General features: G+C 36.6%; 13 protein-coding genes. 8 read left to right on the forward strand and 5 right to left on the reverse strand.

Annotated elements, in window-relative coordinates:
• The 4 genes from H601_RS0112450 to H601_RS0112465 all read right to left on the reverse strand — a co-directional run.
• The coding region (locus H601_RS0112450; RefSeq protein WP_035655968.1) for an IS3 family transposase at positions 1-788 on the reverse strand (788 nt) is incomplete at its 3' end.
• Positions 789-790: 2 nt separating this feature from the next.
• Complete coding sequence (locus H601_RS16205; protein WP_051220747.1) at positions 791-1,336, reverse strand: transposase; 546 nt, start codon at positions 1,334-1,336, stop codon at positions 791-793.
• Positions 1,337-1,474: 138 nt separating this feature from the next.
• Positions 1,475-2,488: a hypothetical protein gene (locus tag H601_RS0112460; protein WP_026711817.1), complete on the reverse strand. Its 1,014-nt coding sequence runs from the start codon at positions 2,486-2,488 to the stop codon at positions 1,475-1,477.
• Between the two features lie 165 nt (positions 2,489-2,653).
• Positions 2,654-4,000 (reverse strand): serine hydrolase domain-containing protein, encoded by a 1,347-nt coding sequence (locus tag H601_RS0112465; RefSeq protein WP_026711818.1) that lies wholly within the window; start codon positions 3,998-4,000, stop codon positions 2,654-2,656.
• A gap of 153 nt (positions 4,001-4,153) precedes the next feature.
• Between H601_RS0112465 and H601_RS0112470 the strand changes: the two genes are divergently transcribed.
• The 7 genes from H601_RS0112470 (at position 4,154) to H601_RS0112500 (ending at position 8,747) form a co-directional block, all read left to right on the forward strand.
• The gene (locus tag H601_RS0112470) at positions 4,154-5,380 is read left to right on the forward strand and encodes an aminotransferase class V-fold PLP-dependent enzyme (RefSeq protein WP_026711819.1); all 1,227 of its coding nucleotides are present in this window, start codon (positions 4,154-4,156) and stop codon (positions 5,378-5,380) included.
• A gap of 16 nt (positions 5,381-5,396) precedes the next feature.
• A complete protein-coding gene (locus H601_RS0112475) occupies positions 5,397-5,819 on the forward strand; it encodes a hypothetical protein (RefSeq protein ID WP_026711820.1) in 423 nt (140 codons plus the stop codon).
• A gap of 1 nt (position 5,820) precedes the next feature.
• Positions 5,821-6,240: a SufE family protein gene (locus H601_RS0112480; RefSeq protein ID WP_026711821.1), complete on the forward strand. Its 420-nt coding sequence runs from the start codon at positions 5,821-5,823 to the stop codon at positions 6,238-6,240.
• 69 nt (positions 6,241-6,309) lie between these two features.
• The gene (locus H601_RS0112485) at positions 6,310-6,717 is read left to right on the forward strand and encodes a GxxExxY protein (RefSeq protein WP_281170587.1); all 408 of its coding nucleotides are present in this window, start codon (positions 6,310-6,312) and stop codon (positions 6,715-6,717) included.
• 125 nt (positions 6,718-6,842) lie between these two features.
• The gene (locus H601_RS0112490) at positions 6,843-7,166 is read left to right on the forward strand and encodes an SUF system Fe-S cluster assembly protein (protein WP_026711823.1); all 324 of its coding nucleotides are present in this window, start codon (positions 6,843-6,845) and stop codon (positions 7,164-7,166) included.
• A gap of 71 nt (positions 7,167-7,237) precedes the next feature.
• Positions 7,238-7,744 carry a DUF2480 family protein gene (locus H601_RS0112495; protein ID WP_026711824.1) on the forward strand — a complete coding sequence of 169 codons (507 nt, stop codon included), beginning with the start codon at positions 7,238-7,240 and terminating at the stop codon, positions 7,742-7,744.
• Positions 7,745-7,829: 85 nt separating this feature from the next.
• Positions 7,830-8,747 (forward strand): DUF3078 domain-containing protein, encoded by a 918-nt coding sequence (locus tag H601_RS0112500; protein ID WP_026711825.1) that lies wholly within the window; start codon positions 7,830-7,832, stop codon positions 8,745-8,747.
• 254 nt (positions 8,748-9,001) lie between these two features.
• Here the strand turns inward: H601_RS0112500 and hflX are convergent, their stop codons facing one another.
• Positions 9,002-10,225, reverse strand: coding sequence for a GTPase HflX (gene hflX / locus H601_RS0112510; RefSeq protein WP_026711826.1), 1,224 nt, complete (start codon positions 10,223-10,225; stop codon positions 9,002-9,004).
• 190 nt (positions 10,226-10,415) lie between these two features.
• Between hflX and H601_RS16210 the strand changes: the two genes are divergently transcribed.
• Positions 10,416-16,663: fibronectin type III domain-containing protein (locus H601_RS16210; protein ID WP_156900404.1), on the forward strand; the 6,248-nt coding region annotated here is incomplete at its 3' end.

A 16,663-nucleotide genomic window follows, 5' to 3' on the forward strand; every position in this document is an offset into this window, starting at 1 on the left:
GGTCTTAATTCATTATAAGACTTAATGCTTTTACTTACTTGATATCCTGTTTGGTCAAAACCCAAGCTGCTAGAGTAAAGATTAAATTCTGTTTTAATAATACCATTTATTCTTTCTGCTAATGCATTTTCATATGGATCTCCATTTTCGGTCATGCTAATACCTATGTTGTTTTTTAGCAATAAATCAACATAGTTGTGAGAACAATACTGTGAACCTCTATCAGAATGATGGATGATTGATTCATTATACAATCTATTATTTAGAGCCATCTTCAAGGCTTCAATGCAACCTTCAGCAGCAAGGTCTTGACGAAAACTATAGCCCATTATCTTTCTAGAATACGCATCTGTAATTAAACTTAGATAGCCCCATTGATTGGTTAATCGGATATAAGTAATATCACTTACCCAAACCTGTTCTGGTCTTGTTATTGTAAGTCCTTTTACCAAATTACTATATTTTCTCATCCAATGTCTAGAATCAGTGGTTATAGCTTTTCTTTTTCTTTGACGAATCAACAGTTTATGCTCTGACAATAAATCAAATAAATAATCCCTGCCAAAAGATATTTGATGGGAGATCAACTTATTTTGTATTACATAGTGTAACTTTCTAGTTCCCAGTCGCGGCAAGTCTTTTCTGATGTTAATTACTTCTTGAAGGATAACATCTTCTTTGACTAAACTACTCTCTTTTCGCCATAAACTATCGTAATAAGCGTGCCTTGTTTTGCCAAACAATCGACATAAAACAGCTATTCCTATCTTAGGGAAGTCTTGTTTCATTTTTAAGACTGCTTGGCACCAGACTTTTTTCTAATATCAATTTTAAGTTGGTCTTCGGCTACATCAATTAGCGTGTTCAAGGCTTTTATTTTAAGCTCTGCTTCTTGTAAAGCTTTTTGCAAAGCTTCTTTTTCTAAATCTTTTAAAGATGATTTCTCTTTAGCCATTGGAGAAGTGTTTTCAATACAAATTTCGACTTTTTCTGATTGATATTGCTTAATCCATTTACGAATTAATTGCTCATCCTTAATATTATAAGCTGTTTTAGCTTCCTTAATGGTTAATCTTCCCTGTTCAATGGCCGTGACAATTGTTCGCTTCTGAAGGTTTGAATAGCTTCTTCGTTTGATATTTTCATGGTAATCGGGTGAGCCAAAGTAACGCATCCAACTATCTAACGATGTTTTCCCTAAATCATAAATCCGAAGTGCTTCTTTTCTGGGAAGTCCATTTTCAACTTCTTTGACAATTTTTAAAATTAAGCGTTTGTCAAAACGGCTCTGCTTGTGCTCTCGTAAAGCATAAATCTCTTGATCTTGGTGTTCCATATACACTTTTTTTGTGTATAGCTATTTTAGGACAAGACACATAATTTATTATTCCTAAAATACCACCTGAATTAATAATTATTTGGTCATGAACCCTAACTGCATGTTCAGCATCAAAATAGATATATTCGTTCATTATTATCTATCTTTAAGTCTCTTGAATATTTCTAGTAGTTGTTCATCTTCCATAACTCTATCAATCAACTCCTTGCTTTTGTCTCCTAAAAAACGCTCATATTCATCTCCATTTAGCGATCCAATATATGGTTTTAATCTTTCATGAATTATATTTCTTAAACCATAATCTCTACAAGCCATTTTTGTTCTCACATCTTCTAATTGAGGTATCCAAAACCGATTGTTGGAAAAATCATTAATTAAGGTATCTAATTCAGTTGGTTGTAATTTTCTTTTTAATTCATCAAATTTAATTTTCATAGTATCCGCTATACCAATCTCAAAAGAAGCTATAAGTTTTAAAACTTCAGAATACATAGTATCTCTTGGATTTTCTCTATCTTCTAGCTGTAAGATTTGTCTATATTCTTTCGAATTTTCATGAAAAATTGCTTCATAGATTTTATCAGTATACATTGAGTATTTGTAATTACCCATATCCAAATATAAATTTAGTGCATTTGTGAATTCTTTTCTGTAAACAGGCTCTCGCATTATTGCAACTATAAAATCTTCATCACGTTGATTTATATATTTTGTTGAACCTCCAACTTTTTGATTTAAAGTATCTATCACAATATCAAGGATAACGCTTCTTAGAGCTTTAGCTTTTTCGCTTTCTGTTAAAAGCATTCCAAGATTCAAAAAGGCTCTAAAATTAAACACACCTAACTGTGGTGCTTTTGACCCCTCAGTTAGCATCCACCCAAATTCTTCTTTAAATTCTTTTAATGATTTTCCTTTTAAATTTTCATAACCATTATGTTTTAATTCTTCTTCATTACTCGATAAATATCTTTCAATAGTTGATATATCTACACCATAGAAATCAGAAACTTGTGATTTTGTAAATCTATATTCACCTTTAAAGAACATTCCACTAACACCTATATATTCTTGAATATTCTCTATTGCTATTTTGTTGTTTAAAATATTCTGTCTGTCAACCGCAGACATAGTTAAATCTTTTTTCATAAACAAAAATTGTTAATAACTTTTATTGTTTCCCTTATTTGTGAGGGAAACATTCTTTAAAACACTGATTTTACTAGGGTTTGCACAACTTAAAAATATTAACAAAAAGAAAATAAGTTTAGTTAGTAAAATAACTAATACAAAGATATGAAATACTTCTGTTCTTTATTTTATCAAACTCTCTAAAACCCCCTTCATCATCCCATTAAAATCAAAATCTTCATCTTCCGTCAATCCAAACCGAACAATCACCATTTCTTTGGATGGAATAATGATGACTTTTTGCCCTTGATAACCACTCGCATAATACATGTCTTTCGGAACATCAGGATACGTTCCGCCGGCATTTAACCAAAAATGACCACCATAAGCACCCTTGGAAGTAGGAGTAGGTGTCGCCACATACTTCGCCCAGCTTTTATCAAAAATTTGCTCACCATTCCAATTTCCTTCGTGCAAATACAATAAGCCAAATTTCGCCCAATCGCGAGCGGTAGCCCAACCATACGAAGAACCAACAAAATTCCCGGCCATATCCGATTCAATCAACATTGAATGCATACCGATTTTATCAATCAACGACGAATACCAAAAATCTAAATATTCTTGATGGTTATTAAATTGTCTTCGCAGAATTCCTGACATTAAATTTGTGGTTCCGGAAGAGTAATTCCAATGCGAATTCGGGGCAAAAGCAGCTGGTTTTTCCAATTGCACTTTGGGCATATCTTCGGCCAAAAAAAGCATTTCTGTTACATCACAAATTTTCCCATAATCTTCTTCCCATTCCAAACCGGAATTCATCTGAATTAAATTATGTAATGTAATTTTAGAACGTTCATCTTTCGTCCATTCCGATAAACCAGCGGGTTTAGTAATGTCAATTTTTCCTTGGTGTTGCAAAATCCCAAAATAAGTCGCCGTGATGCTTTTTGTCATCGACCAACCTAAAAATTTAGTATTTTTAGAAAAACCGTCTTCGTATTTTTCGGCAATGATTTTGTCTTTGTAAATGACTAAAAGTGCACGAGTTCGTTTCGATTTTTTACCTTTTTTATCAAAAGCATTCGCAACCGCTTGGTTCAGTTTTTCGTAATTCACCTCGGGAAAAATGGAATCTTTTGGTTCTAAATTTCCATATGGAAAAGGCAAATTCGTTTCATTTTTTGTTCGTTTCGGAACCAAATACGGTTTTGTTTCATCAAAATCATCATTTATCAATGTCGCTCCCAAACCTTCTCGGTAAATGGCTTTGCGTTTTTTTAACCCGAAAGCCGAAGAAATAACAAATTTACCTTCTTCATGGATTTCGTTGGTTGCTAAACGAACATTGTCAATGTCATTATCGCCACTTTCTATAATCTCCAGCGATCGCCCGTCAATAAAATGTCCGGAAGCCACACTTTTGGCTGAAAATCCGGATACAATATCTAATTTAGGATAAGTTGTTACACCCACATAAACAACAACTAAAAGAAGCAAAACGCCTAAAAATTTAAAAAACTTTTTCATTTGATTTTTTATTTCCTGCAATGTATAAAATTATACGAAATAAAATAAGGCTTGTTGCATTTTGCCTCCCACAATTCATAAAAATTCGTGAATTTGTGGCGGTTACGAGTTCCTTTTTTACTACTTTTGTATTTAGAATTTTTCTAAATAAAAATGATAGATAGTCAAAAAATAAGAGCCGATTTTCCGATACTTTCTCAAACCGTAAACGGAAAACCGCTTGTCTATTTCGATAACGCCGCCACTTCGCAAAAACCTCAAGTGGTAATTGATGCCGAAGCGAATTATTACAAAGAAATTAATGCCAATATTCACCGTGGAGTGCACACCTTGAGTCAATTGGCTACCGATGCATACGAAGCGTCTCGTCATAAAATTCAACAGCATATCAATGCTAAATTCAGTCACGAAGTGCTTTTTACTTCCGGCACTACACACGGTATTAATTTGGTAGCGAATGGATTTGCGAGTTTCTTAAAACCGGGTGATGAGGTCATGGTTTCTGCGTTAGAACACCACAGCAACATCGTTCCTTGGCAAATGCTTTGCGAAAAAACCGGAGCGAAATTAGTCGTGATTCCGATGAACGAAACCGGCGAACTCATTCGTTCAGAATACGAACGATTAGTATCAGATAAAACCAAAATCGTTACCGTAAACCATATTTCCAATGCGTTGGGAACCATCAATCCAATTAAATGGATGATTGAGAAAGCTCATGAAGTCGGTGCAGCCGTTTTAATCGATGGAGCACAAGCTACTCCACATCTAAAACCCGATGTGCAAGACTTAGAGTGTGATTTTTATGTGTTTTCCGGACACAAAATCTGCGGACCAACCGGAACCGGAATTTTATACGGAAAAGAAGCTTGGTTAAACAAATTACCACCTTACCAAGGTGGAGGCGAAATGATTGCGACCGTTTCGTTTGAAAAAACAACCTATGCAGAATTACCACACAAATTTGAAGCCGGAACACCCAATATTGCAGGTGGAATTGTACTGGGAACCGCCATTGACTACCTCAATGCAATTGGTTTTGACAACATTGCCGCCTATGAACACGAATTACTCGAATACGGAACTAAAAGATTACTGGAAATTGAAGGCTTGAAAATTTATGGCCCAGAAGTTTCGGGATTAACTCAAAAAACTTCCGTAATTTCGTTTAATCTTGACGGCATTCATCCGTATGATGTTGGTACGATTATTGACAAGTTAGGAATAGCAGTACGCACCGGACATCATTGTGCCCAACCGATTATGGATTTTTTTCAAATTCCGGGAACGTTGAGAGCTTCGTTTGCGTTTTATAACACAAAAGAAGAAATTGATGCGTTGGTGGAAGCCGTTAAAAGAGCACAAATGATGTTGAGTTAATTTAAAATCAAAGCACATGAAAACTATTTTTACCATTTTTTTATCTTTTTTTCTAGCGAAAGGATGTTCCGACACTTCTGATATTGACAATGCTGTAATTGAATACCAAGCGTTGTCTAGGGGATTTTATAAAACAATAAAAATTGAAAATAAAAATGTATCTGTAGTAAATGCTCGTGATGAAAAACCAACCGAGTTAACCCTTACAAAGCAAGATTGGAAAGAATTAGTAGAAGCGTTTCGTGAAATCAATTTAGAGAACATGAAAAACTTAAAAGCTCCAACGTCTAAAAGACTTTATGACGGTGCAGCTCATGCCAACATTACCATTAGTTTAGAGGGTAAAACCTATACTACGGATGGTTTTGACCATGGTTATCCGCCGGTTGAAATTGAAAATTTTATTAATAAATTAGTGCTTTTAACCATAAAAGAATAATATGACCATTCAAGAAATTCAAAATGAAATTGTAGATGAATTTTCGATGTTTGATGATTGGATGCAACGATACGAATACATTATCGAACTCGGAAAATCGTTGCCGTTGATTGATGAAAAATTCAAAACCGATGAAAACATTATCAAAGGATGCCAATCCAAAGTGTGGTTGCAAGGTGAAGAAAATGATGGAAAAATTACTTTTACTGCCGACAGCGATGCTATTTTGACTAAAGGAATCATTGCCATTTTAATTCGAGCATTTTCCAACCAAAAACCATCTGAAATTTTAGAAGCCAAAACCGATTTTATTGATGAAATTGGATTGAAAGAGCATTTGTCTCCCACTAGAGCAAACGGTTTGGTTTCTATGATCAAGCAAATAAAAATGTATGCGTTAGCATTTGAAGCGAAGAATTAAAAATTACACAAAACAAAATAAACCATATAAGTCATATAAGCCAATTAAAAAAATATAAACCAAATAGGAATAACAAGAACGTATTTAAAAGATTTAGTATATCAAGTTAACGGAGCAGCAATAGAAGTTCATAAAAGTTTAGGACCAGGATTGTTGGAAGTAGTTTATCATCAATGTATGATAAAAGAGCTGGAAATAAGAAAAATTAGTTTTCAATCCGAATTTTCAATTCCTATCATTTATAAAGAATATCAATTAGATTGTAAGTTAAAATGTGATTTAGTAATAGAAAATAATTTAGTAGTTGAGTTAAAATCGGTAAATGAAATCAATCCAATTTTTGAAGCACAATTGCTAACCTATATGAATTTATTAAAAGCCCCAATTGGATTACTTATCAATTTTAATGTAAAAAATATATTTTATGAAGGTCAAAAAACCTATGTAAACCAACTTTACAACGAGTTATGGGATTAGCTTACATGAGCTTATTGACAGAAAACGTTTACTTAAACATTTGAAGAATAGAAAACTTATATGACTTATATGCTTAAAAAATATTGAACCAAATAAGTCATATAAGATTAATAAATTGATTAAGAATGGAAGAATACAAAGACGAAATAAACCTAGGCGAATCAGTCGTAAGAGTACTTAAAGGAATTTACGACCCGGAAATTCCCGTTGACATATATGAACTCGGATTAATCTACGACGTCATGATCAACGAAGACAACGACGTGAAAGTGTTAATGACGCTAACTTCACCAAATTGTCCAGTTGCCGAGACATTACCAAGAGAAGTTGAAGAAAAAATAAAATCACTCGATGCCGTAAAATCCTGCGAAGTAGAAATCACTTTTGATCCGCCATGGAGCAAAGATTTAATGAGTGAAGAAGCCAAATTAGAATTGGGGATGCTGTAAGACCGTTGTCAGTTATCCGTTGTCAGTTTTCTGACAACCGACAACTGACTACGGATAACCGACAACCGAAAATGAACGAAATCATCAACAAAGTAGCCAACTCATCACTCGAAGTGTTCGATTTAGAAGATTATTATCCTTCCGGAAATCGAACACAAATTGATGTTGCTCAATGGTTGGAAGAAGGTTTTTTGTTAAAAGAAAAAGATTTTCGAGAATCATTAAAAAACCACGATTGGTCGCAGTATCAAAACCATTTTGTGGCGATTCATTGTTCTACTGAGGCCATTTTACCAGCTTGGGCAACCATTTTAGTTACGGTACACCTGCAACCGTTTGCTAAGAAAATTATTTTAGGAAAAAAAGAAGAAATCGACATCATATTATATAGCGAAATCCTAAATCAAATTGATTATTCCATTTACAGCGATAAACCGGTAATCTTAAAAGGATGTTCTAAAAAACCGGTACCGGAATCGGCCTATATTTTTGCAATTCAAAATCTACAAAAAGTTGCCAAAAGTGTGATGTTTGGTGAAGCTTGTTCCGCTGTTCCGTTATTCAAGGCTCCAAAATAAATTAGTACAGGAGCAAATTTTGTTAAAATTGTTAATAAAAGAACAATTACTACCTTTGTCCCATAATCAATAAAAATGTGTGGACATGAAAAAACTAATTTTTCTATTATGTATTATTTTTGGGTGGGAAGCTTCTGCTCAAAAAGAAGTAGTAAAAAGCGTAGATGATGTTGTAAAAGCAGTAGAAGATACTACCAGAACTTCCGGATGGACAAAAAAAGGAAATATTTCATTTTTGTTCAATCAATCTACTTTTAATAACTGGGTAGCGGGTGGCGAAGATAATATTTCTGGGAATCTTGGGGTAAATTATGATTTTAACTACAAAAGAAAAGATATTTCTTGGGACAATAAAGTAATTGCTTCATATGGTTTGGTTAAAACCAAAAACTCAGAATTCGAAAAGAAAACCGATGACCGTTTTGAGTTCAACTCACTTGCCGGTAAAAAAGCAAAAGGATATTGGTATTATTCGGCTTTTTTAAACTTTAGAACCCAATTTACAAAAGGTTTTGCGTATTCAAATGTGGACGGTGTTGAGGTTAGAACAGAAAACACCAACTTGCTTTCACCGGGTTACTTAACTTTTGGACCCGGTATGATGTGGAAAAAAAGAGATGATTTTAAATTTAACTTAGCACCACTTTCCTCTAAACTTACCATTGTTGATAAAGATTATACTTCTGTTCCAGGATATGTTGATGGTTCTTATTTTGGAGTTGATGCAAATAAATCTATTCGATACGAACTAGGTTTTTATGCTGCGGGGTATTATAAATTCAAATTATTTGAAAACGTTACAGCAGAAAACATCATGAGTGTATATTCTAATTATCTTGAAGACCCACAAAATGTGGATATAGATTATCAATTAAATGTTGTAATGAAAATCAATAAGTTTTTATCAACCAATATTTCTTTCCAAACCATTTATGACGATAACGCTTTTAGAGGTTTTCAAACGCGTCAAGTGTTGGGTGTAGCCGTAAACTATGTTTTCTAATTAAAAACGAGACTTTTTTAAACATACGACACTAGTCAACCAAATAGAAAAGCAAATTTCATCTGTCAAAATAGTATGAAATTTGCTTTTTTTTTGGGCGAACGGCCGGGTTTTCCGTTCTAAGTTTTTTGATTTTTTTCAACAACTGCTCCAGCTGCGGTAGCTTCCGTTGGTCGCTTCCTCGCTCGGGCATTTGTAAGTAAAAAATCAAAAAAGCTTTCCACTGCAATCCCTGTCGCAGACTGTGCTAAATGCTATTCTTCATCCACAGCATCCTTATAATCCGGATACAAAAATTTATTATACGGAAAACGAGTCACGTGAATTTCCCTCACAGCTTCATACACTTTTTCTCTAAACTCTTCAAAATTCTCTTTATTCGTAGCCGAAATAAACAAAGCATTATTTTCGCCCACATTACTCATCCAAGTTGCTTTCCATTCTTCTAACGAATAATGTTTACTGGTTTTTTCCACCATCAAATCATCTTCATCAAAATAAGCAGGTTTGTAAGCATCAATCTTATTAAAAACCATAATCGTGTGCTTGTCTGCACTCTTAATATCTTGTAAAATTTGATTTACCGAAGCAATATGATCTTCAAAATCCGGATGTGAAATATCCACCACGTGAAGCAACAAATCGGCTTCGCGTACTTCATCCAGCGTGCTTTTAAACGATTCCACCAACTGCGTAGGCAATTTTCTAATAAAACCAACCGTATCCGAAAGCAAAAAAGGCAAATTCTTAATCACCACTTTTCGCACCGTTGTATCTAACGTAGCAAACAATTTATTTTCAACAAAAACATCACTTTTTCCAACAGCATTCATCAATGTCGATTTTCCCACATTGGTATATCCCACCAAAGCAACCCGAACCATTGCACCACGATTGCCGCGTTGCACCGACATTTGTTTGTCAATCGTTTTAATTTTGTCTTTCAATAAAGCAATTCGATCACGCACAATTCGTCTATCGGTTTCAATTTCCGTTTCCCCCGGACCACGCATTCCAATTCCTCCTCGCTGACGTTCCAAGTGTGTCCACATTCCCGATAATCTTGGAAGTAAATATTGACATTGAGCCAATTCCACCTGCGTTCTCGCATACGAAGTTTCGGCACGCTGAGCAAAAATGTCTAAAATTAGATTGGTTCGGTCTAAAACTTTACAATCTAAAATTTTGGTTATATTTTTTTGCTGAGCCGGAGAAAGTTCATCGTCAAAAATTACAGTTGAAACTGCATTGTCTTTAATGTAAAGATGAATTTCTTCCATTTTACCGGTTCCCACAAACGTTTTAGGATTCGGTTTTTCCAATTTTTGCCAAAAACGTTTTATTACTTCACCTCCTGCCGTAAAAGTCAAGAACTCTAATTCATCTAAATATTCATTCAATTTAGATTCATCTTGCTCTTTCGTGACAATTCCTACAACAACCGTTTTTTCAAAATTTATTTTTTCTTTTTCCAACATAATTTATAAATGTCTTGCAAAATTAGGGATTTCCAAAGGGTTAAAAACAAATTTATAACAAAGAAAAACTTTTTTTTTGTCCATTTTTTAGTTAAAAAACAAAATAATGTTAGCTAATTCTTAATTTTTGTTAAATTTGACGTTCTAAACCTACAAAAAATTAATCAAAAACAACCTAAACTTTCATTTTATGAAAAGAATTACCTTAGTTTTACTATTGTTAATGCTAACGGGTTTTGGGTATTCACAGACGGAGAATTTCGAGGGTGGTATACCAGGAACGTGGGCAGTATTTAACAATGGTATTGGGACCAATACATGGACCACAACTAGTGCGGTAACGACTCCGCCAACGGTTTGTGAGGGCACAACATCAGCCTTTATGAACGCTCGTCAGAATATTGGAGCGGGCAACACTTCACAAAATTATTTAGTAACGCCACTGATAACAGTTCCTACTAATGGGCAGTTGATATTCAGTACGCGTTCTACCATTAATGGACCGGATAATACAACATATCAAGTTCGTTATTCCACAACCTCACAAACGGATATCAATAGTTTTACTACGATTCAGTCATGGGCGGATACGGATTTAACAGCGGTATTTAATATTTGTGAGGAGAAAACAGTTAGTTTATCTGGTCTTTCAGGTCAACAGGTTTATTTGGCTTTTGTAGTAGTGATGAACCAACCTGCTGCCGGATTAACTGGAGATAGATGGATTGTTGATGATTTGCGTTTAGTAGAGCAATGTATAGACCCAACTGATATTACAGTTGGTGGAATTACCCAAAATAGTGCTAGTATCAGTTGGTTAAACCCTGGTGGAGCTACTCAGTTTGAAGTAGAGGTAGTTCAAGTGCCAAATGCTCCAACAGGAGTGGGTGTATTAACAGGGCCAAGTCCATTTGTGGCTAATGGTTTATCCCCAACTACACAATATCAAGTTTATGTAAGAGCGGTTTGTTCACAGAGCAATAGTGCTTGGGTAGGACCGACCAACTTTTTAACGACTTCACCCGGAGTAACGTGTGAGGCTCCGATACAGATAACTTCATTACCGTATTCTACAACAGATAATACGGGTAATTATGGAGATGATTATAATGGCCCACAGGGACCAGCAGCAGGATGTGGAACAGCAACGAACTATTTAACGGGAGATGATGTTTTCTATAGTTTTACAGCACCTACAACCGGAGTAGTGAATATTACGATGACTCCAACGGGAACATGGTCAGGTATATTTGTGTATAATAGCTGTACCAATATTGGAGTAAGTTGTATTGCGGGAGTTGGTAACTCAGCCAACACTCCACGTGTAATTGATTTACCTGTAACGGCAGGCCAAACTTATTTTATTGTGATCTCAACCAATACAGCACCACAGAGTGTTGGATATACGTTGACTTTACAAATAGTGAACTGTCCACCGCCAACAGGATTGACTGCAGGAAATATTGGTCAGACTAGTGCAGAGTTGTCATGGGCAAACCCCGGGGCAGCAACTTCATGGGAAGTAGCAGTTCAACCGGCAGGTTCACCTATTCCAACAGGAGCAGGGGTAACAGCCAATACCAATACTAATTTCCCTGTTTCAGGCTTAACCGCTGCAACAGCTTATCAATATTATGTAAGAGCAGATTGTGGAGATGGTACATTTAGTGCATGGGCAGGGCCTTTCTTGTTTAACACTACAATTTGTGAACCGGGAGACCAATGTAACTATACCTTTGTATTAAGAGATAGTTTTGGTGATGGTTGGAACGGAGCTACGATGCAAGTAAGACAAAATGGTATCGTAGTGGCAACACTAGGAACAACATTTACAGCAGGTGGCGGACCAATCAATATCACAGTACCGCTTTGTAACGGATTACCATTTGATTTATTCTGGAATGCAGGAGGAACATTCGCCGGTGAGGTAAGGGTTCAAATTATTAATCCGTTTAACCAAACATTATATAACATGACCACAGCATCTGCCGGATTGGTTAATTCAGTATTATATGCTGGCACGGTAGATTGTGATTTTCCTGCATGTTTACCACCGAGTGGTGTAACAGTAACTAATATTGGAGGGACATCGGCACAAGTTGGTTGGACAGCAATTCCCGGAATTACTCAATATGAAGTGATTGTCTTACCTGCGGGTTCACCTGCACCGACGGCAGCTTCAACCGGAACGGTAACATCAGACAATCCATTTACGATAAACGGATTAACTTCAGCAACGTTATATGATGTGTATGTTAGAGCGATATGTTCAACTCCAACACCAAGTAACTGGACACCGGTTACTACATTCAATACGACTTTGTGTGAAGTAGCAGACCAGTGTTTATATACCTTTAGAATGCGAGACAGTTTTGGCGATGGATGGAATGGAGCCAGAATGCAAGTGAGACAAAACGGAATTGTAATAGCTACTATTGGAGCAACCTTCAATGCAGGAGCTGGACCAATCGATGTTCAAGTACCATTGTGTAATGGTATACCATTTGATTTGTTCTGGAGTGTAGGAGGGACGTTTGCCGGCGAGGTAAGAGTTGAGATTATCAATCCTTTTGCTCAGTCTTTATATAACATGAACACTGCTTCTGCAGGTTTAGTGAATACAGTTTTATATTCTGGTTTGGTAGATTGTTTGAATCCGGAATGTATTGCACCATTAAATGTAACAACATCAAACATTGGAATCAATCAAATTAGTGTGGGATGGAATCCAAATGGAGGGACTAACTTTGAAGTTATTGCTGTTCCAGCTGGTTCGCCAGCTCCAACATTAGCAACTCCTGGTATTCCGGCTACATCAAATCCATTTGTAGTAACAGGTCTAAATCCAAGTACAGCTTATGATTTTTATGTAAGAGCTTTGTGTACTGGAAACAATCCTGCAAGTGCGTGGGCAGGTCCGGCTACTGCAACAACTTTACCAACATGTCCACAACCTATTAACTTAACTGTTTTAGGTGCAGATACCAATACAGCAACATTGTCTTGGACAAATATTGCTCCTGCTACATTGTTTGAAATTGTAGTACAACCGGTAGGCTCAGGAGTTCCAACGGTTGCTGGAGTAATTACTTCTCAAAACCCATATACTGCCACTGGTTTAAGTGCAGGATTCTATGAATTTTATGTTCGTGCGATTTGTTCAGCATCTGATATCAGTGCTTGGGCAGGACCACAAAACTTCTTTATATTAGCCGCTTTACCGGGTTGTGCGGGTGTAGATATTGATTTACAAACGTCAACTCCGGGTGTATTGAATTTATGTCCTGGTGAAAGTTGTGTAGATTTATCCGCTTCTTTCTTTGAAACGGGGGATACAACCACTTATGAAGTGACGGCTATTCCTTTTACACCACCCTTCCCATTTACAGGAGGTATTCCAACCTCAGTAAATACAGATGACGTGTGGTCGCCAGCTATTCCGCTACCGTTTAATTTCTGTTTCTTCGGACAAAATTATACACAAGCTTTGGTAGGATCAAATGGTGTTATTACCTTTGATATTCAAGGTGTGGTACCTGGAGGAGCTCAAGCCGCTAACGGATATTGTGCATGGCCATTTACACAAACAATACCAAATGCCGGTTTCCCAATTAAAGCTGCGATTTATGGTCCTTATCAAGATATTAATCCTAACGTAACAACACCGCCGGCTCAACCAAGTATTAACTATCAAGTATTGGGTACAGCTCCTTGTAGAGTATTGGTGGTTAACTTCTCCGAAGTAGCTCAATTTAGTTGTAACACAAACGTTCCGTTACAAACGAGTCAAATTGTATTGTATGAAACGTCTAATGCAATTGAAGTGTACGTTCAAAACCGTGTTCCATGTTTAACTTGGAATTCCGGAAATGGAGTAATTGGTATTCAAAACCAAGCAGGTACACAAGCACACGTTCCTCTTGGAAGAAATACAGGTACATGGTCTGCTTCTAATGAGGCTTGGAGATTTACTCCTGCTGGTCCATCTAACGTTACTTTCTCTTGGTTAAAAGATGGTGAATTTTACAGTAATAACTTAAATATTAATGTTTGTGTAACAGAAACAACCAGTATGACAGCTCAGGCTATTTATACGGCTTGTGGTGGTGCTCAAACAATTACAACTGATACCATTTTATTAAATGTAGTAGGTGCTGAATTAGAAGTACAAGATGATGTAACAGTTTGTGAAGCAGACGGATATGAATTACCTGCTCTTTTGTTTGGTAACTATTTTACTGAAACAAATGGTGGCGGTACTCAATTAAATGCTGGTGATGTAATCACAACACCACAAACAATTTATGTTTATGCTGTTATTAATGGCACTAACGGTACATGTTCAACAGAAGGAAGTTTCCAAGTAAACATTACTGATGAGATTGTACCTGAATTTAATGCATTCTCAACTTTCTGTGTGAATGAAGTAGCTCCTGGTTTACCGGCTACTTCTACAAATGGAGTAAATGGTTTATGGGAGCCAAGTACAATTAGTACAGCCATTCCGGGAACATTTACGTATACCTTTACTCCTTTTGGAGGAGAAAGTTGTGCTACTTCTACAACTATAGATATTACCGTGAATGAGGAAATAACACCAACTTTTGACGCCATTCCTGATTTATGTCAAGGGTCAACAGCTCCTGCATTACCAACAACGTCAACGAATGATATTACAGGTGTTTGGAGTCCTGCTACAATTGATACGGCAACATCCGGTACATTTACGTTTACGTTTACTCCAGATGCCGGACAATGTGCCGCTATAGTAACTCTAGACGTAACGATTGCTTCAGAAATCATTCCAACTTTTGATGCGATTCCAACGCTTTGTCAAAATTCAGAGGCACCTATTTTACCTTCAACTTCTTTGAATGGAGTTATCGGTACTTGGTCGCCATCTACAATAGACACATCTGTTTTTGGTGTTGCGACGTATACCTTTACACCGGATGCTTCTGAGGAGTGTGCTGTTTCAGCTACATTAGATGTAACGGTAGAAGAATTAGTAACCCCAACTTTTGACCCTATCGCTGTTATTTGTCAGAATAGTTCAGCACCAACCTTACCATTAACTTCATTAAATGGTATTACAGGAACATGGTCACCTGATACAATTGATTCTTCGGTAGCGGGAATAACTACATTTACTTTTACTCCTGAGGCAGGAGTTTGTGCAACTACCTATACTGTAGATATAACAGTTGAGGAAGAGTTGACACCAACCTTTGATCCAATAGCTGATTTGTGTTTGAATGCAACAGCACCATCTTTACCGGCTACTTCTACAAATGGAGTAAATGGTACGTGGTCACCTTCAACTATTGACACATCGGTAGCGGGTCAATTTACTTTTATCTTTACACCTGATGCTGGAGTGTGTGCAACTCAAGGCTCGTTGATTGTGAATGTTTCTAATTCGATAACACCAACATTTACAGCTTATCCAACATTATGTCAATTTAGCGAAGCACCGTTATTACCTGCTTCATCTGATAATGGAGTTACTGGTACATGGTTGCCTTCTACAATCGATACAAGTGTAGTAGGAGATTCAAACTATACCTTTACACCAGATGCAAGTTTTGAATGTGCTTTACCGGTGACGATTACTGTTACAGTTGAAGAGCGAATCACACCAACTTTTGCGGCTATTGCTTCTATTTGTTTAAATGGAGTAGCACCTGCTTTAGAATTGGTTTCTACAAATGGAATTTCGGGTACGTGGAATCCTGCTGCAATTGACACTTCGGTTGCGGGTAGTGTGGTATATACCTTTACACCTGCTGATGGAATTTGTGCTTCACAGGCAACATTAACGGTTGAGATTACGGCACCAACGCAAGCAACATTTACGCAAGTTGGACCTTTCTGTCAGAATGATACAGTTGCTTCGTTACCAACAACTTCTTTAGAAGGAGTTACCGGTACTTGGAATTCATCCACAATTGACACAAGTGTAGCGGGTGATTTTGTTTATACATTTACTCCTACAAGTGGTTTGTGTGCTCTTGGTACAACAATGACCATTACCATAACAGCACCAACACAAGCTGTCTTTACGCAAATTGCTAATTTGTGTCAAGGTTCAACGGCTCCATTGCTACCACAGACATCTAATAACGGTGTTACCGGTTCATGGAATCCTTCGACAATTAATACAGCAAATGCAGGTATTACCACTTACATATTTACTCCAACAACCGGTTTATGTGCATTAGGAACAACGATGACTATTGAAGTGTTTGCTACTCCGGTAGTAGATCAAATTGCACCACAGACCATTTGTCAAGGGCAGTCATACACCCTTCCTGCCTTATCATCGGGCAACGCTTATTTCACTGGTCCAAACGGAAGTGGATTGAGTTTAGCTGAAGGATCAACGGTTTCTAGTTCACAGACGATATATATTTATGCACAATCGGGCACTGTACCAAA

Origin of the sequence: Flavobacterium filum DSM 17961 (genome assembly GCF_000425465.1) — a bacterium.
Lineage (GTDB): Bacteria > Bacteroidota > Bacteroidia > Flavobacteriales > Flavobacteriaceae > Flavobacterium > Flavobacterium filum.

Excerpts from the sequence above, each read along its gene's own strand:
- H601_RS16205 (WP_051220747.1), bottom strand. The coding sequence starts at position 1,336 with ATGGAACACCAAGATCAAGAGATTTATGCTTTACGAGAGCACAAGCAG.
- H601_RS0112460 (WP_026711817.1), bottom strand. The coding sequence starts at position 2,488 with ATGAAAAAAGATTTAACTATGTCTGCGGTTGACAGACAGAATATTTTA.
- H601_RS0112465 (WP_026711818.1), bottom strand. The coding sequence starts at position 4,000 with ATGAAAAAGTTTTTTAAATTTTTAGGCGTTTTGCTTCTTTTAGTTGTT.
- H601_RS0112470 (WP_026711819.1), top strand. The coding sequence starts at position 4,154 with ATGATAGATAGTCAAAAAATAAGAGCCGATTTTCCGATACTTTCTCAA.
- H601_RS0112475 (WP_026711820.1), top strand. The coding sequence starts at position 5,397 with ATGAAAACTATTTTTACCATTTTTTTATCTTTTTTTCTAGCGAAAGGA.
- H601_RS0112480 (WP_026711821.1), top strand. The coding sequence starts at position 5,821 with ATGACCATTCAAGAAATTCAAAATGAAATTGTAGATGAATTTTCGATG.
- H601_RS0112490 (WP_026711823.1), top strand. The coding sequence starts at position 6,843 with ATGGAAGAATACAAAGACGAAATAAACCTAGGCGAATCAGTCGTAAGA.
- H601_RS0112495 (WP_026711824.1), top strand. The coding sequence starts at position 7,238 with ATGAACGAAATCATCAACAAAGTAGCCAACTCATCACTCGAAGTGTTC.
- H601_RS0112500 (WP_026711825.1), top strand. The coding sequence starts at position 7,830 with ATGAAAAAACTAATTTTTCTATTATGTATTATTTTTGGGTGGGAAGCT.
- hflX (WP_026711826.1), bottom strand. The coding sequence starts at position 10,225 with ATGTTGGAAAAAGAAAAAATAAATTTTGAAAAAACGGTTGTTGTAGGA.